The following is a 25,595-nucleotide window of genomic DNA, read 5'->3' on the forward strand; positions in this document are numbered from 1 at the left end:
CGGTTATGGCTGTCCGCCGGCGGCGTCGCCCGTGCCGGCGTCCGCATCGATGTACCGCCGGGGAACACGTGCGCCGACCCGGGTGACGATGTCGTAGTTGATGGTGCCGGCCGCGGCTCCCCACTCGGCGGCGGACGGGGCTCCGGCGGCGGGGTCGCCGAAGAGCACGACGTCGTCGCCCACGGCCACGGCAGCGGTGCCGACGTCGACGAGGAACTGGTCCATGGCCACGCGGCCCACGACGGGGAACTGCACCCCGTTGATCAGCACGCGGGCGCCGTCGAGGGCCTGCCGGGGCACGCCGTCGGCGTAGCCGAGCGGCACCAGGGCGAGGGTGGTGTCGGTGGCGGCGCGCCAGAGGAAGTCGTAAGAGACACCATCGCCCGCGGCGATCTGTCGCACCGCGGCGACGCAGCCCCGCAAGGTCATCACCGGGGTGAGGCCGAGGGCGGCGGAGTCGGCGTCGCTGAACGGGGACTGCCCGTAGATGCCGATGCCCAGTCGCACCATGGTGTAGCGGGCGGCGGGCAGCCGCAGCGCGGCGGCGGTGGACGCCAGGTGGGCCAGGTCCACGGTGAGGCCGGCGGTCGCGGCGGCGGCGAGGCCCCGGTCGAAGCTGGTGATGGCGGCCTGGTCGTCGGCCGGGGATGTGTTGGCCAGGTGGCTGAACACACCGCGCACCCGCAGCCGGCCCACCCGCTCGAACGCGGCCGCGAGGCCGAACACCTCGGCCCAGTCCGCTTCGTCGACGCCGTTGCGGTTGAGGCCGGTCTCCAGCTTCACCTGCACGTGCGCGATGCGGTCGAGCCGGGTCGCGGCAGCCGTGATCTGGCGCAGCTGCTGCACCGACGAGACGCCGAGGTCGATGTTCGCGGCGATGGCCGCGGCGAAATCGGCGTCGGGGTCGTGCAGCCAGGCCAGCAGTGGGGCGTCGATGCCGGCCGCACGCAGGGTGAGGGCTTCGTCGATGTCGGCGACGCCGAGCCAGTCGGCACCGGCCTCGAGGGCGGCCCGGGCCACCGGGGCGGCGCCGTGGCCGTACCCGTTGGCCTTGACCACGGCCATGGTGTGCCGGGTGCCGACCAGCTCGCGCAAGTGGGCGACATTGGCCCGCACCGCAGCGAGGTCGATGACGGCTTCGCGGAAGGCGGTCATGCGGTTCCCTCCAGAACAACGAACGCGCAGGCCACCCCGGCGTCGTGGGTGAGGCTCAGGTGCGCGCTGGTGATGCCGCGGGCGTCGAGCGTTTCCTGCACCACACCGCTGAGCGTGAACGACGGGTTGCCGTGCGCGTCCGACACGACTTCCATCTCCTGCCAACTGGCACCAACGCTGTCGCCGAGCGCCTTGATCAGCGCTTCCTTCGCGGCGAACCGGGCAGCCAGGGAGTGCGGCGGCAGACCACGCTCCCCCGGCGCGAACAGTCGTGGCACCAGCCCCGGCGTGCGGGCCACCTGCCGGTCGAACCGCGCCAGGTCGACGATATCGACGCCGATGCCCTTGATCATGGTCTGCTCGATTCGTCAGTGGGAGTGGAATACCCAGGGCGGGTGCGGCCCCGCGAGGCGAAGCGGCGACGCGCCCTGGGCATCCGGGTATAAGCCGTGCCTATTCGACCGTGACCGACTTGGCCAGGTTGCGCGGCTGGTCCACGTCAAGGCCCTTGGCCGTGGCCAGCTCGATGGCGAACATCTGCAGCGGCACGACGGCGAGCAGCGGCTCGAACAGAGGCGCCGCGAGCGGAATGTGGAACACGGAATCGGCGAACGGCAGCACCGCGGCGTCGCCCTGTTCGGCGATCGCGATGATGCGGGCACCGCGGGCGCGGATCTCCTGGATGTTGGAGACCACCTTGGGGTGCAGGTGCGCGGAGCCGCGGGGGCTCGGCACGACCACGAAGACCGGCTGGCCGGGTTCGATCAGCGCGATCGGGCCGTGCTTGAGTTCACCGGCGGCGAAGCCTTCGGCGTGGATGTAGGCGAGCTCCTTGAGCTTGAGCGCGCCCTCGAGGGCGATCGGGAAGCCCACGTGGCGGCCGAGGAAGAGCACCGCGCGGGTGTCGGTCATCCAAGTCGCCAGCGTGCGCACGCTCTCGGCCTGCAGCAGCGTGGTGGCGAGCTTCTCGGGGATGGCCTGCAGTTCGGCGACCTGCTCGGCGAGTTCCTCGAGGCTGAGGGAGTTGCGCACCCGGGCCAGGTGCAGGGCGAAGAGGTAGAGCGCGGCGATCTGGGCGGTGAAGCCCTTGGTCGACGCGACGGCGACCTCGGGGCCGGCGTGGGTGTAGATCACGGCGTCGGATTCGCGCGGGATGGTGGCGCCCTGGGTGTTGCAGATCGAGATCGCCTTGGCACCGCCTTCGCGGGCGTACTTGACGGCCATCAGGGTGTCCATGGTCTCGCCGGACTGGCTGATCGAGATCACCAGGGTGTCGCTGGTGAGCACCGGGTCGCGGTAACGGAACTCATGGCTGAGTTCCACATCCACCGGCACCTTGGCCCACTTCTCGATGGCGTACTTGGCGGTCTGGCCGGCGTACGCGGCGGTGCCACAGGCCACGATCACGATGCGGCGGATGCCGGCGAGCACGTCGTCGCCGAACGCCACCAGTTCGGGCACAACGGCCTGGCCGTCGTGAATGCGGCCGCGCAGTGTGTTGGTGACGGCATCCGGCTGCTCGGAGATCTCCTTGGCCATGAAGCTGGACCAGCCGCCCTTTTCACTGGCGGAGGCGTCCCAGGCGATGTCGAACTCTTCGACCTCGACCGGGTTGCCGAAGAAGTCGGTGACGGTGACGAGGTCGGGCGTGATGGTCACGATCTGGTCCTGGCCGATGGCGACGGCGCGGCGGGTGTACTCCACGAACGCGGCGACGTCGGAGCCGAGGAAGTTCTCGCCGTCGCCCAGGCCGATGACCAGGGGCGAGTTGCGGCGGGCGCCGACGACGACGCCGGGCTGGTCCTGGTGCACGGCGAGGAGGGTGAAGGCGCCGTCGAGGCGGGCCACGACGGTGCGGAAGGCTTCGCCCAGGTCGCCGAGGCGCTGGTATTCGCGCCCGAGCAGCACGGCGGCCACCTCGGTGTCGGTTTCGCTGTCGAAGACGTAGCCCTCGGCGAGGAGTTCGTCTTTGAGCGGCGAGAAGTTCTCGATGATGCCGTTGTGGATGAGGGCGAGCTTGCCGTTGTCGCCCAGGTGTGGGTGCGCGTTCTGGTCGGTCGGGCCGCCGTGGGTGGCCCAGCGGGTGTGGCCGATGCCGGTGCCGCCGTTGTTGATCGGGTTCGCTTCGAGCGCCGCGGAGAGCATGGCGAGCTTGCCGGCGCGCTTGGCCGTATTCAGCTGCCCGGCGCCGTCGATCACCGCGATTCCCGCGGAGTCATAGCCCCGGTATTCAAGTCGACGAAGACCTCCCATGAGGACTTCGACGCTTTTGTTGTCTCCGACATATCCCACGATTCCGCACATGGCCCTGATTTTAGTCGCACTATGCTTGGCAAGATGTCCGAGCCGGTGGTGAGCCCCAGTAACAACGGTCACAGCACCCCCTTTGTGGAGCTCGACCGTGCAGTGTGGGCTTCGCTCGCGCCATCCACCCGGCTGCCGCTGCGGGAAACCGAAGTGGTGCAGTTGCGCGGCCTGGGCGAGCCGCTCGACATCAACGAGGTGAAGGATGTCTACCTGCCGCTCAGCCGGCTGCTCAACCTGTACGCCGCGGGCGCCCGCCGCTTGCACCGCGACACCAGTGATTTCCTCGGTGAACGCGCCCAGCGCACCCCGTTCGTGATCGGTGTGGCCGGGTCGGTGGCCGTGGGCAAGTCCACTATCGCCCGCCTGCTGCGCGAGCTCCTCGCCCGGTGGGAAGACACCCCCCGGGTGGAACTGGTCACCACCGACGGCTTCCTCTTTCCCAACGCCGAACTCGCCCGCCGTGGCCTGATGGAACGCAAGGGTTTCCCCGAGTCGTACGACCGGCGGGCCCTGCTCCGATTCGTCAGCGCGATCAAGAGCGGCGCCACCGAGGTGCGCGCCCCGTTCTACTCGCACCTCAGCTACGACATCGTGCCCGACGCCGAGGTGATCGTGCGTCAGCCCGACATCCTCATCGTGGAGGGACTGAACGTTCTGCAACCGCCCGTGGCCAGCCACGGTCTCGCTGTCAGCGACCTGTTCGACTTCACCATCTACGTGGATGCCCGGACCTCCGACATCTCCCGCTGGTACGAGGAGCGCTTTCTCGGGCTGCAGCGCGGCGCGTTCACCAACCCCAAGTCGTTCTTCCACCGGTTCTCCGAGCTGAGCGAAGACGAGGCCCGGGCGCGCGCCCGCACCATCTGGGGCACAATCAACGAGCCCAACCTGCTGCAGAACATCCGCCCCACCCGTTCCCGCGCCACCCTGGTGCTGCGCAAGGCTTCTGACCACACCGTCGACAAGGTGCTGCTGCGCAAGGTCTGACCCGCGCCGCCTTCCCGTGGAACTGTTCCCGAAACGGACTTCTGCGTCCGGTGCGCCGGGCGCAAAAGTCCGCACGGGCAACAGTTGTGCGGCGGCCCCGGCGAATGACTCCGCCCGGCTACGGTGGAGCCATGGACTTCGAGGTGCGCACGAAGCGGCTTCTTCTGCGGCGCTGGGTCGACAGCGACCGTGACCCGTTCGCGCGGCTCACGACGGATGCCGAGGTGATGCGATTCTTCCCGGCCCCGCTTGACCGCGTGCAGAGTGACGGCCTCGCTGCACGCGCCGACGCGCTGTTCGACCTGTACGGCTACGGTCTGTGGGCACTTGAGCGTCAGGACACCGGCGAGTTCATCGGATTCACCGGTCTCGCCCCCATGCCCGAGGGAATTCCGGGCTCAGGCGGCGTCGAAGTGGGGTGGCGGCTGGCCCGAGCGGCGTGGGGCCACGGCTTCGCCACCGAAGCGGCCACAGCCGCCCTGCGGTTCGGCTTCGACACCGTGGGGCTGACCGAGGTGAACTCGATCACCTCCGTGGTAAACATCCGTTCCCGGCGGGTGATGGAGCGGCTCGGGATGCAGCCCGTCGATGAGTTCGATCACCCCCGGCTCGCGCTCGGATCGCCCCTTCGCCGTCATGTGCGGTACCGTCTGCCCGCCGTCGGAAAGCCCGCCGGAGACGCCCTCGCCGACCCGTCCGGCGGACGGGACGGCACAAACTGACGTTCGTCACGAACCGTCAGAATTTTCCTAGGAGGCGCCCAGACCGGCGGTTCTAGGCTTGTTTGGTCGTGTCTGCCGTCCCCAGGCGAAGGCACGCCGACGACCGATGAAAGGTACACCATTGTCCTCTGACCAGTACACCTTCGAAGACCCGTCCAAGAAGTACGCCGACATCGACACCACCGCGCAGTCCCAGGACGGCGCGGGACTGGACGCCAAGCTGAACGAGACCGCTGACCGCGGGGAGACCTCCTACCGCGGCTCCGGGCGCCTCACCGGACGCAGGGCTCTCGTCACCGGAGGCGACTCCGGCATCGGCGCCGCCGTGGCCATCGCGTTCGCCCGCGAAGGGGCGGATGTCGCCATCTCTTACCTCCCCGAGGAGGAAGAGGACGCCAAGAAGATCGTCACGCTCATCGAGGAGGCCGGACGCACCGCGGTCGCGCTGCCCGGCGACCTGACCGACGCGGCCCTTTGCCGCAAGATCATCAGCAGCGCCGTCGACGGACTCGGCGGGCTCGACATCCTGGTGAACAACGCCGGCAAGCAGCAGCACGTGGAGGACCTGCTGGAGCTCAGCGACGAGCAATTCGACGAGACCTTCAAGACCAATGTTTACGCGATGTTCTGGCTCACCAAGGCCGCGCTGCCGCACCTCAAGCCCGGCTCGAGCATCATCAACACCACGTCGATCCAGGCGTACTCCCCCTCGGAGAACCTCGTCGACTACGCCTCGACCAAGGCCACCATCAACGCGTTCACCAAGGCGCTCGGCCAGCAGCTCGCCCCCAAAGGTATCCGGGTCAACGCTGTGGCACCCGGCCCGATCTGGACCCCGCTGCAAACCGCGGGCGGACAGCCGACCGAGGAACTGCCCGAGTTCGGCGAGCAGACCCCGCTCGGTCGCCCAGGCCAGCCCGCCGAGCTCGCACCGGCCTACGTGTTCCTGGCGTCCGGTGAGTCCAGTTATGTGATCGGGGAGACCCTCAACGTGAATGGCGGCATGCCCACGCCGTAGCGCACGACGACGGATGCGGGCGGTCAGGTTCTCCTGGCCGCCCGTTTTTCTTGCTTCCAGGGCTGAACCAACGCAACCGCCGAGACCAGCGCGACCCATCCGGCGATCGAGCTTGTCGAGATCCCGCGAGCCGAACGAGTACGCGACAACCCGTACCGGGTCTCGACAAGCTCGACCGACGAGACGGGAACGAGCTCAGACGGGGTCACTAGGTCTCGGCAAAATCAACCGACGCGACGGGCGAGCCCGGCGCGACCCATCCGGCGATCGAGCCTGTCGAGATCCCACGAGCCGAGTCGCGCGAGCGGCGTGTGCTTAGGCGACGGGCAGGGCCAGGCGGGCCTGCACGACCTCGGCCAGCGCGTGCGCCAGCCGGTCGGCGGTGGGCTGGTCGGCGGCTTCCACCATCACCCGCACCATCGGCTCGGTGCCGGAGGGGCGCAACAGCACCCGGCCGGTGTCGCCGAGTTCGGCTTCGGCGTCGCGCACGGCCTGGGCGATGACCTCGTCACCGGCGAGGGCGTGGTGGTCGACGCCGCGCACGTTCACCAGGATCTGCGGGAACACCGTCATCACGCTGGCCAGCTCGGCCAGGGTCTTGCCGGTGCGGGCCATCTCGGCCACGAGGTGCAGGCCGGTGAGGATGCCGTCGCCGGTGGTGGCGAACTTCGTCATGATGACGTGGCCGCTCTGCTCGCCGCCGAGCGAGAGCCCGTGCGCGTCGAGTTCCTCGAGTACGTAGCGGTCGCCGACCTTGGACTCGATCATCGAGATGCCGTTGGCCGCCATGGCCTTCTTCAGGCCCAGGTTGCTCATCACGGTGGCGACCAGGGTGCGGTTCTTGAGCACCCCGCGGTCCGCCATCGACACGGCCAGGATCGCCATGATCTGGTCCCCGTCGACGATGTTGCCGTCGCGGTCCACGGCCAGGCAGCGGTCGGCGTCGCCGTCATGGGCGATCCCCACGTCGGCGCCGTGCTCGAGCACAGCGCGGGCGAGGTTGTCGAGGTGGGTCGAGCCCACCCCGTCATTGATGTTGAGGCCGTCGGGGTCGGCTCCGATCACGGTGACGCGGGCGCCGGCATCCGTGAAGACCTGCGGAGACACGCCGGCCGCCGCGCCGTGGGCGCAGTCGAGCACCACGTGGATGCCGTCGAGCCGGTGCGGCAGGGTGCCGAGCAGATGCACGACGTAGCGGTCCTCTGCGTCGGCGAAACGACGGATGCGGCCGACGTCGCCGCCGATCGGGGTGAGGAGTTTCTCGCCGGCCAGAACGGCCTCGATGCGGTCCTCGACCTCGTCGGGAAGTTTGGTGCCACCGAAGGCGAAGAACTTGATGCCGTTGTCGGGGGCGGGGTTGTGCGAGGCGGAGATCATCACGCCGAAGTCAGCGCCGATATCGGCGATCAGGAACGCGGCGGCCGGAGTCGGGATGACACCAGCATCCAACACGTCGACACCGGAGCTGGCGAGGCCTGCTGCAACGGCGGAGGTGATGAATTCACCGGAAATACGAGGGTCGCGAGCAACAACGGCGACGGGGCGGCGGCCCTGCGCACGACGCTGTTCTGCGCGGCGGCCCTGGGTGAGTACTACTGCACTCGCCTGGGCAAGGCCCAGGGCCAGGCCAGCCGTGAGATCACGGTTAGCCAGGCCCCGGACGCCGTCCGTGCCGAATAGTCGAGCCATATGAGTGTGAACTCGACTAACGGGTTAGCGCTTCGAGAACTGCGGCGCCTTACGGGCCTTCTTGAGTCCGGCCTTCTTGCGCTCCTTGACGCGAGCGTCACGGTTGAGGAAGCCGGCCTTCTTCAGGATGGCGCGGTTGTTCTCTTCGTCGACCTGGTTCAGCGAGCGGGCGATGCCGAGGCGCAGGGCGCCGGCCTGGCCGGACGGGCCACCACCGGTGATGCGGGCGATGACGTCGTAGCTGCCGAGAAGGTCGAGGACCTTGAACGGGTCGTTGATCAGCTGCTGGTGCAGCTTGTTCGGGAAGTAGTCGGTGAGCTCGCGCCCGTTGACCGTGATGGTGCCGGAGCCGGGGACGATGCGCACGCGGGCGATGGCCTGCTTGCGACGGCCGACGGCTGCGCCGGGAACGTTCAGTACGGCGCGAGGCGCCTTGGTTGCAGCTTCAGCGGGAGTCTCGGTGGAGTAGCTCTCGGGGGCTGCGTCAATCTGGTCTGCGATCTTCGCCACGATGGTGTGAATCCTTTTTTTCTTAGATATCGAGAAGTCGGGGGCCGACGCTACTGAGCGACCTGGCTGAGGGTGTACGGCTTGGGCTGCTGCGCAGCGTGCGGGTGCTCGGGGCCTGCGTAGACCTTGAGCTTCAGCAGCTGTGCACGGCCGAGCGAGTTCTTCGGCAGCATGCCGCGAATCGCCTTTTCTACCGCACGGGTGGGGTGCTTCTCGAGCATCTCCGAGTAGTTCGTGGCCGTGAGGCCGCCCGGGTAACCGGAGTGGCGGTACGCCATCTTGAGGTCGAGCTTCTTGCCGGTGAGGGCAATCTTCTCGGCGTTGATGATGATGACGAAGTCGCCACCATCCATGTGGGGGGAGAAGGTCGCCTTGTGCTTGCCGCGAAGAAGAATCGCGGCGTGGCTGGCGAGCCGACCCAGAATGATGTCGGTGGCATCGATAACGACCCAGTCGTGCTGGAGTTCGCTTGCCTTGGGAGTGTAAGTGCGCGTCACTGTTGTGCTGCTTTCTTGTTTCGAACGGAGGTGTTCGTGAATCCCGCTCCGGGTGTGTTCTCGAAGAGAACACGATCGATGGAGGGCTCACGTTCGTGTGCCTGGCTGCAACGCTCAGACACCAAAGAGCAACACTAGTTCACGACCGGGCCCCGGCACAACTCCTGCGGGCAATCCGCAGGGCGCCGGCTACTCGTCTTCGGGCAGTTCGCGGCGGGCGCGCGTCTGGGCGGCGCGGATGGCCAGGCCGGCATCTTCGGGATAGCCCACCTCCATCAGGGTGAGGCCATGCGCCTGCATCACCTTGAACTCGCTGGTGCGGGCCCGTTCGATCCGCAGGTCCACCAGCCGGTCCCCGGCCAGCCTGCCCTCCCCCACCGACACGCAGGCGCCGACCAGGGCGCGCACCATCGAGTGGCAGAACGCATCCGCCTGCAGGGTGGCTACGAGCACCCCGTCGGGGTCGCGTCGCCAGTCGAAGGACTGCAGGGTGCGGATGGTCGTGGCGCCGGGGCGCGGTTTGCAGTACGTGGCGAAGTCGTGCAGCCCGATCAGGGTGGAGGCGGCGGCCTGCATCGCGTCAACGTCGAGCGCGAAACCGTGCCAGGTGGTGCGCATCCGCTGCAACGGGTCACGCAGCGCCAGGGTGTCGGAGATGCGGTACTCGTAACGGCGCCACAGGGCGGAGAACCGGGCGTCGAAGCCGGGCGGGGCCAGGGTGGCACGGCGGATCACGATCTCGGGCTGGGTGACCAGGATGCCGCCGAGCCGGCGCTGCACCATCGTCGCCAGGTCGGTGGGCCGTTTGGGCTTGCCCTTGCCGCGTTTGACCCGCACCAGGCTGTGCACCTGGTCGGGGTTGAGGTCGAAGTGCGCCACCTGGCCCAGCGCGTGCACGCCGGAGTCGGTGCGGCCGGCGACCACGAGCGAGGGGGTGGGCTGGTGCCGCTTGAGGATGGAGCTGAGGCCCTCTTCGATCTGGCCCTGCACGGTGCGGAAACCCGGCTGGGTGGCCCAGCCGAAGAAGTCGGTGCCGTCGTACGCCACGTCGAGGCGGATGCGGGTGGAACCGGCCGGGGGCAGCGAATCGCTCGGCTCGGCCAGCGCGCCATCCGGGTTGAGCTCTGCCGGCACTGACGGGAGGGTGCTGTCAACAGGCTCGGGAAAACTCACAGACGTCAGTGTAGGGGCCGGGCCGGGTTATCGTTGAACGGGCCGTCACCGGCCCCGCACCCGTTATGACCCGTTTCTCACCCCCACAGCCCAGCTCCCCGGCCACCGCTGTCTCCGCTGGCGGCACCCCTCCGGCCGGGCCCGCCCGCCGGTTGAGCGGACTCGACGGGTTGCGCGGCCTGGCCGTGACCCTGGTGCTGGTGTTCCACCTGTTCCCACCCGTTCTGGGGGGCGGATTCATCGGCGTGGACATCTTCTTCGTCATCAGCGGGTTCCTCATCACCGGCCTGATCGTGGCCGAACACGACCGCACCGGCCGGTTCTCACCGGGCCGGTTCTGGCGCCACCGGGCGCGGCGGCTGCTGCCGGCGCTGGTACCGCTGATCCTGGTCTGCTGCACGGCCGCCTGGCTGATTGGCGGCGACGTGCTGGTGGGCTTGGGCTGGAAGATGCTCGGTGCCGCCACCTTCAGTTACAACTGGGTGTCCCTCGGTTCCGACACCAGCTATTTCGGCGCCGGCACTCCTGAGCTCTTCCGCAACCTGTGGTCACTGGCCGTAGAGGAACAGTTCTACCTGGTCTGGCCGTTGCTGCTTCTGCTGCTGCTCCTGGTGCGTCGCCCGCGTCTGCGGCTCGTCCTGGTGGCGGTGCTCGCCGCGTCCTCCGCGGTGTGGATGGGCCTGGCCTTCGTGCCCGGAGCCGACCCCACCCGCGTGTACTACGGCTCAGACACGCACAGTTTCGGGCTGCTGATCGGCGCCGCGTTGGCCTTGCTGCTGCGCGCCACAACCGTCCCAGGCGCACCGGTAACGCCGGCAGCATCCGCCGGCGCCGTCACGGCGCTTTCGCCGACCACGCCTGTGCAGCGCGCCCTCGCCGTCAGCCGTCCGAGTTGGGGCATCGTCGCCGTTGTCGGCCTCCTCGCCGCCGCGATCTGGCTGCCCAATGCGGGCACTCTCACCTACCGGGGCGGCCTGGCCGTGGTGAGCCTGCTCGCCGCCGTGGTGATCTGGGCGGGTGTGGCCGGTGGCCGGTTCGGGCGGATGCTCGACGTCACTCCCCTGCGCTACCTCGGCGAACGCTCCTATGGCCTCTACCTTTGGCACTGGCCCCTGCTGGTGCTCGTGCAACTCGTGGCTCCGTTCGGCCGAGACGCCGCCGGCCTCATCGCGACCGGGCTGCTCACCCTCGGCCTCACCGTCGCCATTGCGGCGGCCTCCTACCGGTGGCTCGAGCTGCCCATCCGCCGCACCGGCCTGCGCGCCTCCATCCGCCTGCTGCGCGCCCGGGTCCTGGGCACGGCGGGGCTCTCCCGCTCGCGACGCCGCCCGATCGCCCTCCTGGCAATTGCGGGCGTCGTCACCCTCGCCCTCGTGGCCGGCACGGCGGCATCCGTCGTTCTGGCGCCAACGCTCACCACCGCCCAGGCGGAGGTGCTGCGGGGCCAGCTGGCGCTGGCGCGTGCCGAGAAGGCGGCAGCGGCTCAGGCTGCGAAGGATGCCGCGGCACAAGCCGCCGGGGAGGCCGCCCGGGTCACCCGCGGCTCCACCATCACCGCGGTCGGCGACTCGGTGATGCTGGCCTCTGCGCCCGAACTGCAGGATGAGTTTCCGGGCATCGCCATCGACGCCGCGGTCTCCCGCGGCATGCGGGCCGCGCCCGATATTCTGGCGGCCCAACGGCAGGCCGGCACGCTGCGCGACATCGTCGTGGTGGGGCTGGGCACGAACGGCCAGATCTCCGAGGCCGACCTGGCCGCGATCATGCGCGTGATCGGCCCAGGCCGTGAGCTCGTCGTGGTGAACGCGTTCGCCGACCGGGACTGGACCGACGGAGTGAACGCCGAACTGGCCGACTTCGCCGCCCACCGCAGCCGCGTGGCCCTGGCCGATTGGCACGACGCGATAGCCCCGCACGTGGACGTGCTCGCCGACGACGGCATCCACCCCGGCCCCACCGGGGGCGCGATCTATGCCGACACCGTGGCCACCGCCCTGGACGGCCTGGCCGGCGCCCCGCTGAACCGCGCACCCGGCGCCGACACCATGCAGGCCTTCCGCGCCCCGTAGCGCTAGGCCCTCCCCCGCTCTCGTCGCTGCTACACCTCTGGCCCGCTGAGCCCGCTATAGCGGGCTCATTGAGCCAGACGGGGCGCCGCCACGCCCGAGACGGCCCCGCTAGCCCCTCCACCGCTCCGCCGGCCGGGCGTCCCCGCACGGTGCGGGCCGTTACCGGCTGCCCGCTTCCGGTGGCTCGTGGGCCCCAGAGCGTGCTCCGCGGAGTCACTCAACTAGGTTGAGGGCATGAGACGATGCGTAGTCACCACAGTTGCTGTCATCGTTCTCACGCTGTCGGGATGCTCCGCCGTTGCGGCTCCAACGTCGTCGGCCGCGCCGACCCCGGCGATCACCGGCACCGCGAACCCGACGGTGGCTCCGACGGCATCTCCCACCGCATCCGCTACTCCAACGGACGCCGTGGTGGCCAGCTGCGACACCATCCTGACGGACGACGAGTACGCCGCCCTGGAGTCCGAAGGGCTGACCCTGAACCCGGACATCTACGTGCTGGACGACACCATGCAGTCGCTCATGGACGAGGGCTTCGGCTGCTACTGGACCCGCGGCGGCGGCGATGTGCGCGTCTGGTACGCCCAGGCCGAGCAATCCGACGACGCCTGGGCCGCCCAGCGCCAGCAGCTGATCGACGACGGCTGGACCCAAACGGATGCTCCTCGCGAAGGCGTGCTGCAGGCCCCGGCCGACCACGACCCCAACTACCTGCCCGCGGTGGTGCACCTCGGCGGTACAACGTACTACGCCAGCTACTCCGACTACTTCAGCTCGGTGAAGGCGCTGCTCGGCTGATTCCGATCGACCCAGCGCTCCGTGGGTCCAGCCGTCCGCTGGTCGAGCCTGTCGAGACCCCGCAGGTCGAACCCCGGAGCCGCAACAACGGTCCGGAGACTCGTCACCGGGTCTCGACAAGCTCGACCAGTGAATCAGCCACCGGCACACCAGGCACACAAAAAGGGCCCGACCGGAGTCGGGCCCTTTCGGGTCACACTAGTTGAAGCTGGTGCTACTTGGCTTCCTCAACGGGAGCCTCGGCAGCGTCGGCCTCGACGGCTTCGGTCTCTACGACCTCGGCCTCGGGTGCCTCTTCAACGACGGTCTCTTCCACGACGGGCGCGGACGCCTTCGCGGAGGCCTTGTTCGACTTCACCTTGGGCGAAACGGGCTCGAGAACGAGCTCCATCTGCACCATGGAGGCGTTGTCGCCCTTGCGGAAGCCGAGCTTGGTGATGCGGGTGTAGCCGCCATCGCGAAGCGCAACCTGGGGCGCGATCTCGGTGAAGAGCTCGTGCACGACGGTCTTGTCGCCGATCGTCGCGAGAACGCGACGACGAGCGTGCAGGTCGCCACGCTTGGCGAAAGTCACCAGGCGCTCGGCAACCGGACGCAGGCGCTTGGCGCGCGTCTCGGTCGTCTTGATGGACTTGTGGGTGAACAGGGCAGCAGCCAGGTTCGCGAGCATGAGGCGCTCGTGCGCCGGTCCGCCACCGAGACGGGCTCCCTTAGTGGGCTTAGGCATTATCGGTAATCTCCAGTATCAAAGTCGAAAGGCAGTCGAGGAACGACGGGCCTTAGATGGTTTCTTCGTCGTAACCGCTGTAGAAGTGCGCACCGTCAAAGCCGGGCACAGAGTCCTTGAGCGACAGGCCAAGCTCAACGAGCTTGTCCTTGACCTCATCCACCGACTTCTGACCGAAGTTGCGGATGTTCATCAGCTGGGTCTCCGAGAGGGCGACCAGTTCGCTGACGTTGTTGATGCCTTCGCGCTTGAGGCAGTTGTACGAGCGAACCGACAGGTCGAGGTCTTCGATCGGTACGGACAGCTCGGTCGAGAGAACGGCGTCAACCGGCGCGGGGCCGATCTCAATGCCCTCTGCGGCGGTGTTCAGTTCGCGAGCCAGACCGAACAGCTCGGTCAGGGTGCGACCAGCGGATGCGATGGCATCGCGGGGCGAGATGGCCGACTTCGTCTCCACGTCAACGACGAGGCGGTCGAAGTCAGTGCGCTCACCGGCACGAGTTGCCTCGACACGGTAGGTCACCTTGAGAACCGGCGAGTAGATCGAGTCGACCGGAATCTGGCCGGCCTCTGAGTACTCGTTGCGGTTCTGGGTAGCCGACACGTAGCCACGGCCACGCTCGATGGTCAGCTCGAGTTCGAACTTCGCCTTGTCGTTCAGGGTGGCGATGACGAGCTCGGGGTTGTGAACCTCCACGCCGGCCGGAGCCGAGATGTCGGCGGCGGTGACCTGGCCGGCACCCTGCTTGCGCAGGTACGCGGTGATCGGCTCGTCGTGCTCGCTCGAGATGACGAGTCCCTTGATGTTCAGGATGATCTCAGTGACATCTTCCTTCACACCGGGAACGGTGCTGAACTCGTGGAGCACTCCATCGATACGGATGCTGGTGACAGCAGCGCCGGGAATCGAGGAAAGCAGGGTGCGACGCATCGAGTTACCGAGGGTGTAGCCGAAGCCGGGCTCGAGGGGTTCGATGACGAACCGGGACCGGAACTCCGAAATGTTCTCTTCGGTGAGCGTGGGGCGCTGTGCGATAAGCACTATTGATTCCTTTCGGCGAAGTGTCCGCTATATGACACTTGTTGGCGAGTTGTGAAATTGTGAGACTCGACGGGAGCCGCTGAAGCAGCCCTGTCGCGGTGAACGGCGAGTGAGCCTGCCCGGATCTTTCGACCCGAACAAGCCCAGACGCCTGTCACTGAAAGGAATTAAACGCGGCGGCGCTTCGGGGGACGGCAGCCGTTGTGGGCCTGGGGGGTCACGTCGTTGATCGAGCCAACTTCGAGGCCTGCAGCCTGCAGCGAACGGATAGCCGTTTCGCGGCCTGAGCCCGGTCCCTTGACGAAGACGTCAACCTTCTTCATGCCGTGTTCCTGCGCCTGGCGGGCAGCCGACTCGGCGGCAAGCTGAGCGGCGAACGGGGTCGACTTGCGCGAACCCTTGAAGCCGACTCCACCTGAGGATGCCCAGCTGATGACCGCACCGGTGGTGTCAGTGATCGACACGATGGTGTTGTTGAACGTGGACTTGATGTGAGCCTGGCCCACAGCAATGTTCTTCTTTTCTTTCTTACGCGGCTTCCGTACGGCCGACTTGGGTGCTGCCATGATTTCTCCTGAATCCTAAAGGCGAGACGGGCTAGGCGAAGGCCTAGCGCGCCTTCTTCTTGCCGGCTACGGTGCGCTTCGGGCCCTTGCGGGTGCGAGCGTTGGTCTTGGTGCGCTGGCCGCGAACGGGCAGGCCCTTGCGGTGACGAATACCTTCGTAGCTACCGATCTCAACCTTGCGGCGGATGTCAGCGGCGATTTCACGGCGAAGGTCACCCTCGATCTTGAAGGTTCCTTCGATGTAGTCGCGGAGCTGGACGAGCTGCTCGTCGGTCAGGTCCTTGACGCGAATGTTTCCATCGATCTCGACGTCGGCGAGGGTCTTGAGTGCCCTCGTACGGCCAACACCGAAAATGTAAGTAAGTGCAACTTCCACGCGCTTATCGCGCGGAATGTCTACGCCGGCTAGACGTGCCATTGTGGCTTCTCCTGTGGGATGAGTGGAGGTCTGTAACAGCACCTGTGCATCGGCCTCCGACCGATGGTGTCACCCCGAAGGGTTCCCGGTACTGCTATGTATTTAGTTGTAGTACTGCTCTGTTCCGACAAGCTCGACACCGGCTGTCGCCGGGTCGTGCCCTGAAGTCGAAACCTAGCCCTGACGCTGCTTGTGACGCGGGTTCTCGCAGATGACCATCACGTTGCCGTTACGGCGGATGACCTTGCACTTGTCACAGATCTTCTTGACGCTGGGCTTGACCTTCATGGGTGTGTCCTTGTAATCGCTGTCTTCGTACCCTCGGGATGCCGCGGGCCGTTACTTACAGCAACGTTTACTTGTAGCGGTAGACGATCCGACCGCGGGTCAGGTCGTAAGGGCTCAGTTCCACGATCACGCGGTCCTCGGGGAGGATGCGGATGTAGTGCTGACGCATCTTGCCCGAAATGTGGGCAAGAACTTTGTGGCCGTTGGTCAACTCAACGCGAAACATCGCATTGGGAAGAGCTTCGACTACTGCGCCCTCGATCTCGATGACACCGTCTTTTTTGGCCATAACTCACTATCGCTAATGTATTGGTTGCTGGTCGTGCGTGGATTGTGGCAGCTAGACACGCCCACAAAGGCAGTGCTAGACACCAAGGATTTATCCTATGCTATGTGATTGCCATTTGGCAATTCATGCCTATAATCCCCCGGCCGCATCTGTGCGGCCGAGGGATTAAGAGGTTCAGGAGGCGCGAACGGCTCCGCGCACGACCTCGAGCACATCGGCATAGAGCGGATGCGTCGCATCGAGCCCGCAGACCTCGGCCACGATGGTCTCGGCCGAGTCGGCTCCGAGCATCCGCTGGAGTTCGACGCTCTGTTCGTCGTCGGCCACGTCGAAGCGGAGGGCCGCTCCGATGGCCTCGAGCAGCGCCACCGGGCGGGTGCCCCGTTCGGCGATCTCAGCGGCCGGGCCGATGAAACGCTCGTGCCGGCTGAGCTTGCGCAGCGGCTGACGGCCGACGCGCTCGACCGTGTCGGGCAGCGACGGGTTGGCGAACCGGCCCAGGATCTTCTCCCGGTAGGCGCGCTGGGTGGCTTCGTCGAGGCCGTGCTTGGCCACCAGCAAGGCGCTGGTCTCTTCGAGCACCCGGCGGGCGCCGTCGGCGACCGAGGGCACCAGCAGGGCTTCGGAGAGCTTGGAGACGCCGGCCTGGGTGCCGAGGTAGGCGACCGTGGCGTGGCCGGTGTTCACCGTGAAGAGCTTGCGTTCGATGTAGGGCGCGAGGTCCTCCACGAACGTGGCGCCGGGGATCACGGGCGGGGTGCCGCCGAAAGCGGGGCTTTCGATGACCCACTCGTAGAACGCCTCGACGGTGACGTCGATGCCGGCATCCGCGGCCTGCCCGGGAACGATGCGGTCGACGGCCGTGTTGGCGAAGGCCACCCGGCTCGTCAGCGCCGCACGGTCACCCTCTGGAACGTTCGCCCAGACCTGCTCGGCGAGCACGTCGGTGGCGTTGATCGCGTTCTCGCAGGCCATCACGGCCAGCGGCGGCAGCCCGGGATCGCGGCGGGCGAGGCCCGCCGCGATGACCGGAGCCACGAACCGCAGCACCGTGGGGCCGACGGCTGTGGTGACAGCGTCGGCCGTGGCGATCTCTTCGATCAGGTCGGCCTCGTGGGTGGCGCTGTTGAGAGCGCGGAAGTTGTCGACCACCTTGTCGGTGGGCGTCTCCCCCGCTTCATGCACCGTGTACGAGGGCGCCTGCTGCAACTCCTCAATGAGAGGAGCATTCACATCGGCGAAGACAACCTCATAACCGGCCTCGTGGAGCAGGAGACCTACGAAGCCGCGGCCGATGTTGCCCGCGCCGAAGTGAATGGCTTTCATTCTGCGTTTACCTCCTCGAGCAGGGCGAAGATGTCTTCCGCCGTGCCGGCTTCAATCAATTTCTGTACTTCGTCTTCGTCCGAGAAGACGATGGCGATCTTGGAGAGGATCTCCAGGTGTTCGTTGTTCAGGCCGGCGATGCCGACCGCGAACTTGACGGGCTGCCCGTCCCAGTCGATCGGCTCCGCGTAGCGAACGAGCGAGAGAGCCGATCGCTTGATCGATTCCTTCGCGTCGTTGGTGCCGTGCGGGATCGCCAGGAAGTTGCCCATGTAGGTCGAGACAGAGTTCTCGCGCTCGAACATCGAGTCGACGTACTCCTGCGTGACCGCTCCGGCGGCGACCAGCAGTGCGCCGGCCTCACGGATTGCGTCGTCCCGCGTGGTGGCCGCACCCGCGGCCACCACGTTCTGCTGTTCCAGAATTTCCTGGGTCATTACTTGGTCACTTCCTCGCTTGCGCCCTCGGTCTGCAGCGAGGAAACGACCTCGTCGTACTTCGGGCTGTTCATGAAGTTCTCCACCGATACGTGGATGGACTTCGGGCTCTTGCCGCGCGCCCGGTCCGTGAGGTCCTGGTGCGTGATGACGAGGTCGGCGGTTCCGTCAAGGTTCGCGATGGCCTGGTTGGTCACCGTAACCCCTTCGATGCCGGCCTTCTTGATCTTGTTGCGCAGTACCGATGCGCCCATGGCGCTCGATCCCATGCCGGCGTCGCAAGCGAAGACGATGTTCTTCACAGCGTGTCCGGTGGCGGCCGAGGCGCCGAGGTTGCTCAGCACGGAGCTGGACTTGCCCTTGTTGGCCTCGGTCTTGGCGATGGCCGCGGCCAGTTCGTTGTCGTTCTCAGCGGCGAGGTCCTTCTTGCGGCTGGCGCGGAGGATGACCGCACCGATCGCGAACGACACACCGGCGGAGGCGACTACCGAGAGGATGACGCCGACGAAGTCGGTGCCGGGGGTCTGAGCCAACACGGCCAGGATGCTGCCGGGCGAGGCGGGTGCGCGCAGGCCGGTCTGGAAGGCGACGTTCACGGCAACACCGGTCATGCCACCACCGATGGCGGCGAGCAGCATCATCGGCTTCATCAGCACGTAGGGGAAGTAGATCTCGTGGATGCCACCGAGGAACTGGATGATGATCGCGCCGGGTGCACTCGCGCGGGCCAGGCCGACGCCGAAGAACGAGAACGCGAGCAGGATGCCCAGGCCGGGGCCGGGGTTCGCCTCGAGCAGGAACAGGATGGACTTGCCGCTCTCCTGCACCTGCTGCACACCGATGGGGGTGAGCACGCCATGGTTGATGGCGTTGTTGAGGAAGAGGATCTTGCCCGGTTCGATGAAGATCGACGCGATCGGCAGCAGGCCGTTGGTGATCAGCCAGTCCACGACGGACTCAAGGAACGAGCTGAGGCCGGTTACCAGCGGGGCGATTCCGAAGAACGCACCCAGGGCCAGGGCGAAGCCGAGGATACCGGCGGAGAAGTTGTCCACCAGCATCTCGAAGCCGGGCTTGATCTTGCCGGCCCAGATCTTGTCGACCTTCATCAGGATCCAGGCGGACAGCGGGCCGACAATCATGGCGCCGATGAACATCGGGATCGAGCTGCCGACGATGACACCCATGGTGGCGATCGAGGCGATCACGCCACCGCGGGTGCCGTAGACCATCCGGCCGCCGGTGTTGGCGATCAGCAACGGGAGTAGGTACAAGATCATCGGGTCCACGAGCGAGCTCAGGGTCTCGTTCGGGGTCCAGCCGGTGGGGATGAAGAATGCGGTGATGATGCCCCACGCGATGAACGCCGCGATGTTGGGCATGATCATGCCGCTCAGGAAGGTACCGAAGGCCTGAACGTGGACCCTCGCGCCCTTCTTCTCGGTGACAGACGTCGTTGTCATTTCTGTATACCTCTCTCGGGGGTTGTGAGCACGGTAGGGGCCGTGCCGCCAGTGGTGCTGGTGTAACTGTGTGCGATTGCGGTTGCCGCGGCGCGAGCGGATGCTGCGCCGTCGGCTTTCAGAGCAACTTCGGCGAGGTGCCGAGCCTGCTCAAGTGTGAAGTCGGCCAGGGAGGCCCGAACGTCGGCGAGGGCCGAAGCCGACATCGACAGGGTGGTGGCGCCGAGACCGACGAGCACCACGGCGAGCAGCGGGTCGGCCGCGGCCTCACCGCAGACGCCGACGGGCTTGTTGTGAGCCCGGCCGGCGGCGCCGACCTCCCCCACCAGACGAAGCACGGCGGGGTGCCACGGGTCCTGGAAACCGGCGACGGAACCGAGCATGCGGTCGGCCGCGAGGGTGTACTGGGTGAGGTCGTTGGTTCCGATGGACGCGAAGTCGGCGTATTCCAGGATCAGGTTGGCCATCAGCGCCGCGCTCGGCACCTCGATCATGACGCCGGCGGTCTGGAGGCCGAGCTCGTGGGCGAGGTCGGTGAAATAGTGAGTCTCTTCCACGGTGGACACCATCGGTGCCATCACCCAGAGGTCGGCCTCTGTGGCCGCGTCGGCTTCGGCGAGGGCGGTGAGCTGCTCTCGGAGGATGTCTTCGCTGGCGCGGAGGGCCCGCAGGCCGCGCAGGCCCAGGGCCGGGTTCTCCTCGTCGGCGTCGTTGAGGAAGGCGAGGGGCTTGTCGGCGCCGGCGTCGAGTGCGCGCACCACGACCTTCTGGCCGGGGAATTCGCGCAGCATCCGCTCGTACTGCTCTCGCTGCTGCGTGACGGTCGGTGCGGAGGTGGAATCCAGGAAGAGGAACTCGGTGCGGAACAGTCCCACCCCTTCGGCGCCGAGGGCGACGGCCTTGGCCGCGCCATCCGCGGAGCCGAGGTTGGCCAGGAGTGGCACGCGAGTGCCGTCCTTGAGCGCGCCGGGGCCGATCGGGGCGAGAGCGCGGGCGGCGCGGGCCAGGATGCGGGCACGGGCCTCGGCGAGCTGCTTGTCTGTGGGGGCCACCAGCACGATGCCGTTGGCGGCGTCGATGATGACTTCGTCGCCATCGGCCAGCTGCAAGGCGGCGTGGGTGCCCACGATGGCCACGATGGACTTCTCGCGAGCCAGGATGGCGGTGTGCGAGGTGGGTCCGCCGTCGATGGTGATGAGGCCGAGCACCTTCTCCAGGTTGAGCAGGGCGGTGTCAGCCGGAGCGAGGTCGCGGGCGACGAGCACGAAGGGTTCGGCCGGGTCGGGCACGCCGGGGGCGGGGAAGCCGCCGAGGTCGGAGATGACCCGCTGCGCCACGTCGTCGAGGTCGGCGGCACGCTCACCGAGGTAGCCGCCCATGGCGAGCAGCTGGTCGCGGAACGCGGCGAAGGCTTCGAACACGGCCCGTTCGGCCGTCTGGTGCTTGTGCAGCCGGGCGGTGACTTCCTCGACGAGGGTGGGGTCCTCGGCCATCATGGCCTGGGCCTCGAGCACCTCCTGCGCGGTGCCGCCGGCGCGAACGCCTCGTGCCTCGAGGTCTTCGGCCACGGTGTGCATCGAGGCCGTCGCCCGGGCCAGTTCGGCGGCCGGGTCGAGGGTGCTGCGGGTGTCAGCGGGCTCGGGGAGGGGTTCGGGCATGCGCAGCACGCGTCCGATGGCCACTCCCTGGCCGATTCCGATTCCCTGCAATTCCATCATCTGAGCTGCTCCGTTGCGCTTGTCGTGTGGGGTGCGGTGGGTGTGGGGATGGGAGGTCTACGCGTCGTGGTCGGTGAGCAGCAGCTCAGCGAGCGAGTCGAGCACCGATTCGGCGTTGTCGGCCTCCGTGTTCAGGGTGACGCTGTCGCCGTGGTTGATGCCGAGGGAGATGACGCCGAGGATGCTGGCAGCGTTGACCGGCTTGCCGTCACCCTTCTGCAGGGTGACGGGTGCGCCGACGGCCGCGGCGGCCTTGGTGAAGAGTTTCGCGGGCCGGGCGTGCAACCCGTGGGTCGAGCCGATCAGTACGGTGCGTTCAGCCATTGTCTGCGCCTTGCCTTTCCAACGTGCGGGGGAAGCGCCGGGTCTCAGTCGAGAACCCCGGCGTGATGGGGATGGCCAGCAAGTGCCGGCGGTTCAATCGGGAGTTGGGGAACGGGGTGCCTGAGCGAGTCAGACCCACGACCGTTCGTGGTCGGCATTCACGGCGAGGTCGAGAGCCTGGATGCCGTCCCGCGCCGCGAACACAGTTTGCGGCAACAGTGCGACACCGACTCCGAGCTTCTTAGCCTGAGCGCTGAGGCGGTCGTAGCGGGGCGCAAGGTGCGGGCCGATCAGAAGCACATCCACGGTGCCCAGCGAACCTGGCAGGTCCGATTCACTGCCGGCAACGACCGTGAGGGTGAGCCCACGTTCCTTACCGGTGACACGCATCCGGTGCGCAACGAATGCGCTGGAGGCTCCGGCACCACAAACCACGAGAATCTTCATTGATTCTTTCCTTCCACTTGAATGCAATATTCACTCTGCTCTTTCCTCCGCACGCTCACCACCAGAGCTTTTTCCGCACCCTGCGGAAACGGGTCGGATGAGTACCGTGCCGAGCACGCGTTCTGCTTGACTACTCTTGAGACAATGGAGTTGCGCACGATGAGTGATAAACAGACGCGGATGCTGGACTTCCTGTCCCAGTCGCCCAGCTGGATCACGGCAGGCGAACTCGCCGACCGCTTGGGCGTCACGCCGCGCAGTGTGCGCAGTTACGTCACGGCGGTGAAGGCCACGGCGCATCCGTTGACGCTGATCGAATCCGGCCCCGCCGGGTACCGGCTCAACCGGGACGAATTCGCCGCCTTCACCGCTGAGCACCGCTCCCGCCCGCGGGAGAGCGAGCCGGAGACCCCGCAGCAGCGGCTCTACCATCTGGTTCGTGACCTCACCGAGTCCGTCGACGGACTCGACGTCTACCGGCTGGCCGCCGAGTACTTCGTCAGCGATTCCACCATCGAGGCCGATCTGGCCCGGGTGCGGCAGTTGCTGACCGACAGCGGGCTCACCCTGGTTCGGCACGGCAGCATCGTCACTCTCGACGGCTCGGAGACCGACCAGCGCAAACTGCTCAGCCGCATGTTCCGCGAAGAGAGCGCCCGCGGCATGATCGACCTGGAGACCATCCAGCGCGAGTTCACCTCGGGGCAGGCCGGCGCCGACAGCCTGGGTGCGTTCAAGACCGACCTGATCGGCATGCTCGACGGCCAGGGCTATTTCGTGAACGAGTACGGCATCAACAATGTGCTGCTGCACGTGGCGATCGCCATCGACCGGGTGAGCAAGCACCTCTCCCCCGCGCCGGCGGTGACCGAACCGCCGTCGGAGCTGGCGACGTCGCTGTCGGGACTGATCACGACGCACTTCGATGTGCAGTTGGGCAGCGGCGACCTGGCCTACCTGGCGTTCCTACTCACCACCCGGGTGATCACCCCCGGGCACGACAAGCCGGCCGAGACCCTGATCGAGAGTTACGTGCGGCCGGAGGAGCTGGCCGCGATGCGCACCATCGTCGACCGGGCCAGCCAGGAGTACCTGGTCGATCTCGATGACGACGACTTCATCGTGCGGCTGACCCTGCACGTGCGCAACCTGATCAACCGGGCACACGACAAGTCCTACTCGCGTAACCCGCTCACCCGCTCGATCAAGACCTCGTATCCGCTGATCTACGAACTGGCGGTGTACATCGCCAGTGAACTGCAGCGGGCGGAGGGCATCACGATCAACGACGACGAGATCGCCTACATTGCGATGCACGTCGGGGCGCACCTGGAACAGCAGACCCGCCGAGTGGATCTGGTGACCTGCGCGATCGTCTGCCCCAACTACTACGACATGCACGTGCTGCTGCGCGAACGGATCGAACGGGTGCTGGGCGACGACCTCGAGGTGGTGGCGGTCATCACCCGCTCCGACGTGGCCTGGGACGAACTCGACGCCGACCTGGTGCTCACTACCATCGACCCGCAGTTGCACTCAGACGGGGTCATCGTCATCCAGCCGTTCCTCACCCAGAACGACGTCGACCGCATCCGCCAGCACGCCAGCCGGGTGCGACGGATGCGCCGGCGCGCGCGCCTGAAGGAAGACCTGCTCCAGTTCTTCGACGCGTCGCTGTTCTCCCGCAACTTCTACGCCCGCGACGAGACCGCCATGATCACCGCACTGGGCGAGCGCATGATCACCAAGGGTCTGATCGACCAGAGCTACGTCGACGGCGCCATCGAGCGTGAGCTGATGTCATCCACCGCGTTCACCGACAACCTCGCGGTGCCGCACGCCATGGCGATGAGCGCCAAGCAGACCTCGATCGCCATCGTGATCAACGACTCCCCGATGGATTGGGGAGACAACCGGGTGAACGTGGTCGCGCTGATCGCGTTCAGCGCCGCCGGCCGGAGCACCTTCCAGGCGGTGTTCGACCAGTTCGTGGAGGTCTTCTCCGACCGGGTCGAGGTGCAGCGTCTGATCAAGCGCTCGGTGGACTTCGCCTCGTTCATCGACGAGCTCGTCCACGTGATGGACACCTAGCCCGCAGCCCCATCCCGCCAGTCGGCCCGCCTCGCTGGTCGAGTCCACCCCGCTGGTCGAGCTTGTCGAGACCCCGCGACCATGTCTGCATTGGTCCCCACGCCGTCGGTCGAGCCCGTCGAGACCCCGCAACCCAACCGCCAAACGGATGCGCCTCTCCACTCTTTCGTGCACGCCCAAGTTCTCCACAGACCGGCACCAAGCATCCAGAGCGCCCTCAGCATCCTGCAACGCTCATCGCATGCCATTCATGTACATCCTCGAGTGCGCCGACGGCTCGTTCTACGTCGGGAGCACGTGGGATCTCTCGAGAGACGCGTCGCGCACCACAACACTGGCGACCAGGGCGCCGCCTATACCCGGCGTCGACGCCCGGTGCGACTCGAGTACTTCGAGCAGAGCGACAGCATTAGGGATGCCTTCGCTCGCGAGAAGCAGGTTCAAGGCTGGGGTCGTGAGAAACGAATTGCCCTCATCGAGGGCCGAGGCGAGGACTTGCCCGGCTTGAGCGGCCCGCACGACCGTTGAGGAGGGTCACCAGGTCTCGACAAGCTCGACCGACGAGACGGGAACCGACGAAGACAAGGTCACCAGGTCTCGACGAGCTCGACCGACGAGACGGGAACCAACTCAGACCCCGTCACCAGGTCTCGACAAGCTCGACCGACGAGGCGGGCGGGTTAGGCCGGGGGCGTCGGGGTGATGCCGAACTGGGCCAGCCCCGCGGCGCCGCCGTCCTCGGCGGTGAGCACCCAGATGCCGTCCTTGTGCACGGCGACGCTGTGTTCCCAGTGCGCGGCGGCCTTGCCGTCGCTCGTGGCCACGGTCCAGTCGTCATCGCGGGTGTAGGTCTCGATGTCGCCGAGCACCACCATCGGTTCGATCGCCACAACCAGGCCGGGCTTCACGTCCGGGCCCTTCTGCCGCACCCGGTAGTTGAACACCGGCGGGGCTTCGTGCATGGAGCGGCCGATGCCGTGGCCCACGTAGTCGGTGAGGATGCCGTAGCTGCCCTGCGACTCGATGTAGTCCTCGATGGCTTCGCCGACCTCGTTGAGGTGACGAGCCACATGCAGCCGGGCGATGCCGTGCCACAGCGACTGCTCGGTCACGTGCGAGAGCTTCTCGCGCTCGGCGACGACCTCGGGCCGCGACGGGTCGGGCAGCACGAAGGTGAATGCGGCGTCGCCGTTCCAGCCGTCAAGGATTGCGCCGCTGTCGATCGAGACGATGTCGCCGGGCTCCAGAACCCGGGCGCCCGGGATGCCGTGCACCACGTCGTCGTTCACCGAGGCGCACACGGTGTGGAAGTAGCCCTGCTCCAGCTTGAAGTTGGGCTTGCCGCCGCGGGCCACGATGGCGGCTTCAGCGGCCGCATCCAGGTCGAGCGTGGTGACGCCCACCTGCATGGCCGCGCGTGCCGCCACGAGCGACGCAGCGGTCGCCAGGCCGGGGGCCATCATGAGGCGCATCTGCGCCGGGGACTTGTAAATGGAGCGGCGAAGGCTCACGGACATACCTGCAAACTAATTCA

Annotated in this window: 27 protein-coding genes; 7 read left to right on the forward strand and 20 right to left on the reverse strand. The window is 67.1% G+C overall.

Annotated elements, in window-relative coordinates:
• Positions 1-3: 3 nt before the first annotated feature.
• The 3 genes from alr to glmS all read right to left on the reverse strand — a co-directional run bounded on the left by alr (position 4) and on the right by glmS (position 3,459).
• Positions 4-1,155 (reverse strand): alanine racemase, encoded by a 1,152-nt coding sequence (alr, locus tag CTB96_RS18720; protein WP_110128283.1) that lies wholly within the window; start codon positions 1,153-1,155, stop codon positions 4-6.
• On the reverse strand, positions 1,152-1,508 hold the full coding sequence (locus tag CTB96_RS18725; RefSeq protein WP_110128284.1) for a holo-ACP synthase: 357 nt from the start codon (positions 1,506-1,508) through the stop codon (positions 1,152-1,154). Before CTB96_RS18725 ends, alr begins: the two co-directional genes overlap by 4 nt.
• Before the next feature lie 100 nt (positions 1,509-1,608).
• On the reverse strand, positions 1,609-3,459 hold the full coding sequence (gene glmS / locus CTB96_RS18730; RefSeq protein ID WP_110128285.1) for a glutamine--fructose-6-phosphate transaminase (isomerizing): 1,851 nt from the start codon (positions 3,457-3,459) through the stop codon (positions 1,609-1,611).
• A gap of 33 nt (positions 3,460-3,492) precedes the next feature.
• On the opposite strand from glmS, the gene coaA reads away from it, so the two are divergent.
• The 3 genes from coaA (at position 3,493) to CTB96_RS18745 (ending at position 6,189) form a co-directional block, all read left to right on the forward strand.
• Positions 3,493-4,449, forward strand: a complete 957-nt coding sequence (gene coaA, locus CTB96_RS18735) for a type I pantothenate kinase (RefSeq protein ID WP_110128585.1) — start codon at positions 3,493-3,495, stop codon at positions 4,447-4,449.
• A gap of 131 nt (positions 4,450-4,580) precedes the next feature.
• Positions 4,581-5,171: a GNAT family N-acetyltransferase gene (locus CTB96_RS18740; protein ID WP_110128286.1), complete on the forward strand. Its 591-nt coding sequence runs from the start codon at positions 4,581-4,583 to the stop codon at positions 5,169-5,171.
• 106 nt (positions 5,172-5,277) lie between these two features.
• Positions 5,278-6,189 carry a glucose 1-dehydrogenase gene (locus CTB96_RS18745; RefSeq protein WP_110128287.1) on the forward strand — a complete coding sequence of 304 codons (912 nt, stop codon included), beginning with the start codon at positions 5,278-5,280 and terminating at the stop codon, positions 6,187-6,189.
• 315 nt (positions 6,190-6,504) lie between these two features.
• On the opposite strand, the gene glmM is transcribed toward CTB96_RS18745, so the two are convergent.
• The 4 genes from glmM to truA form a co-directional block, all read right to left on the reverse strand.
• Entirely contained in the window at positions 6,505-7,878 is a 1,374-nt protein-coding gene (gene glmM, locus CTB96_RS18750) for a phosphoglucosamine mutase (protein WP_110128288.1), read from the reverse strand.
• Positions 7,879-7,902: 24 nt separating this feature from the next.
• Positions 7,903-8,388 carry a 30S ribosomal protein S9 gene (gene rpsI, locus CTB96_RS18755; protein ID WP_110128289.1) on the reverse strand — a complete coding sequence of 162 codons (486 nt, stop codon included), beginning with the start codon at positions 8,386-8,388 and terminating at the stop codon, positions 7,903-7,905.
• Positions 8,389-8,438: 50 nt separating this feature from the next.
• The gene (gene rplM, locus CTB96_RS18760) at positions 8,439-8,885 is read right to left on the reverse strand and encodes a 50S ribosomal protein L13 (RefSeq protein WP_110128290.1); all 447 of its coding nucleotides are present in this window, start codon (positions 8,883-8,885) and stop codon (positions 8,439-8,441) included.
• A gap of 189 nt (positions 8,886-9,074) precedes the next feature.
• Positions 9,075-9,989, reverse strand: a complete 915-nt coding sequence (gene truA / locus CTB96_RS18765) for a tRNA pseudouridine(38-40) synthase TruA (protein ID WP_427846510.1) — start codon at positions 9,987-9,989, stop codon at positions 9,075-9,077.
• A 134-nt stretch (positions 9,990-10,123) separates the two neighbouring features.
• Here truA and CTB96_RS18770 point away from each other — a divergent pair, with 134 nt between their 5' ends.
• Entirely contained in the window at positions 10,124-12,127 is a 2,004-nt protein-coding gene (locus tag CTB96_RS18770) for an acyltransferase family protein (protein WP_110128291.1), read from the forward strand.
• Positions 12,128-12,361: 234 nt separating this feature from the next.
• Entirely contained in the window at positions 12,362-12,925 is a 564-nt protein-coding gene (locus CTB96_RS18775; protein WP_146215858.1) for an RAD23 family protein, read from the forward strand.
• Positions 12,926-13,139: 214 nt separating this feature from the next.
• Here the strand turns inward: CTB96_RS18775 and rplQ are convergent, their stop codons facing one another.
• The 12 genes from rplQ to CTB96_RS18835 form a co-directional block, all read right to left on the reverse strand.
• A complete protein-coding gene (gene rplQ / locus CTB96_RS18780) occupies positions 13,140-13,652 on the reverse strand; it encodes a 50S ribosomal protein L17 (RefSeq protein ID WP_110128293.1) in 513 nt (170 codons plus the stop codon).
• A gap of 52 nt (positions 13,653-13,704) precedes the next feature.
• Positions 13,705-14,694 carry a DNA-directed RNA polymerase subunit alpha gene (locus tag CTB96_RS18785; protein WP_110128294.1) on the reverse strand — a complete coding sequence of 330 codons (990 nt, stop codon included), beginning with the start codon at positions 14,692-14,694 and terminating at the stop codon, positions 13,705-13,707.
• 167 nt (positions 14,695-14,861) lie between these two features.
• Positions 14,862-15,260 carry a 30S ribosomal protein S11 gene (gene rpsK / locus CTB96_RS18790; protein WP_055821293.1) on the reverse strand — a complete coding sequence of 133 codons (399 nt, stop codon included), beginning with the start codon at positions 15,258-15,260 and terminating at the stop codon, positions 14,862-14,864.
• Positions 15,261-15,303: 43 nt separating this feature from the next.
• Entirely contained in the window at positions 15,304-15,678 is a 375-nt protein-coding gene (gene rpsM, locus CTB96_RS18795; protein ID WP_066597575.1) for a 30S ribosomal protein S13, read from the reverse strand.
• Between the two features lie 174 nt (positions 15,679-15,852).
• Positions 15,853-15,966, reverse strand: a complete 114-nt coding sequence (rpmJ, locus tag CTB96_RS18800) for a 50S ribosomal protein L36 (protein WP_035834639.1) — start codon at positions 15,964-15,966, stop codon at positions 15,853-15,855.
• A gap of 67 nt (positions 15,967-16,033) precedes the next feature.
• Complete coding sequence (infA, locus tag CTB96_RS18805) at positions 16,034-16,255, reverse strand: translation initiation factor IF-1 (protein ID WP_022883252.1); 222 nt, start codon at positions 16,253-16,255, stop codon at positions 16,034-16,036.
• Between the two features lie 174 nt (positions 16,256-16,429).
• Positions 16,430-17,581, reverse strand: coding sequence for a mannitol-1-phosphate 5-dehydrogenase (locus CTB96_RS18810; RefSeq protein WP_110128295.1), 1,152 nt, complete (start codon positions 17,579-17,581; stop codon positions 16,430-16,432).
• On the reverse strand, positions 17,578-18,018 hold the full coding sequence (locus CTB96_RS18815; protein WP_110128296.1) for a PTS mannitol transporter subunit IIA: 441 nt from the start codon (positions 18,016-18,018) through the stop codon (positions 17,578-17,580). Before CTB96_RS18815 ends, CTB96_RS18810 begins: the two co-directional genes overlap by 4 nt.
• Positions 18,018-19,481, reverse strand: a complete 1,464-nt coding sequence (locus tag CTB96_RS18820) for a PTS mannitol transporter subunit IIBC (RefSeq protein ID WP_110128297.1) — start codon at positions 19,479-19,481, stop codon at positions 18,018-18,020. Before CTB96_RS18820 ends, CTB96_RS18815 begins: the two co-directional genes overlap by 1 nt.
• Complete coding sequence (gene ptsP / locus CTB96_RS18825; protein ID WP_110128298.1) at positions 19,478-21,199, reverse strand: phosphoenolpyruvate--protein phosphotransferase; 1,722 nt, start codon at positions 21,197-21,199, stop codon at positions 19,478-19,480. Before ptsP ends, CTB96_RS18820 begins: the two co-directional genes overlap by 4 nt.
• A gap of 57 nt (positions 21,200-21,256) precedes the next feature.
• Positions 21,257-21,523 (reverse strand): HPr family phosphocarrier protein, encoded by a 267-nt coding sequence (locus tag CTB96_RS18830; RefSeq protein ID WP_110128299.1) that lies wholly within the window; start codon positions 21,521-21,523, stop codon positions 21,257-21,259.
• A gap of 129 nt (positions 21,524-21,652) precedes the next feature.
• Complete coding sequence (locus CTB96_RS18835) at positions 21,653-21,970, reverse strand: PTS sugar transporter subunit IIB (protein WP_110128300.1); 318 nt, start codon at positions 21,968-21,970, stop codon at positions 21,653-21,655.
• A gap of 159 nt (positions 21,971-22,129) precedes the next feature.
• Between CTB96_RS18835 and CTB96_RS18840 the strand changes: the two genes are divergently transcribed.
• Positions 22,130-24,061 (forward strand): BglG family transcription antiterminator, encoded by a 1,932-nt coding sequence (locus CTB96_RS18840; protein WP_110128301.1) that lies wholly within the window; start codon positions 22,130-22,132, stop codon positions 24,059-24,061.
• 81 nt (positions 24,062-24,142) lie between these two features.
• Positions 24,143-24,589, forward strand: coding sequence for a GIY-YIG nuclease family protein (locus tag CTB96_RS20975; protein WP_345788789.1), 447 nt, complete (start codon positions 24,143-24,145; stop codon positions 24,587-24,589).
• A 152-nt stretch (positions 24,590-24,741) separates the two neighbouring features.
• On the opposite strand, the gene map is transcribed toward CTB96_RS20975, so the two are convergent.
• On the reverse strand, positions 24,742-25,578 hold the full coding sequence (gene map / locus CTB96_RS18850) for a type I methionyl aminopeptidase (protein WP_248283452.1): 837 nt from the start codon (positions 25,576-25,578) through the stop codon (positions 24,742-24,744).
• Positions 25,579-25,595: the final 17 nt, after the last annotated feature.

The sequence above is a fragment of the Cryobacterium arcticum genome (assembly GCF_003185895.1).
Lineage (GTDB): Bacteria > Actinomycetota > Actinomycetes > Actinomycetales > Microbacteriaceae > Cryobacterium > Cryobacterium arcticum.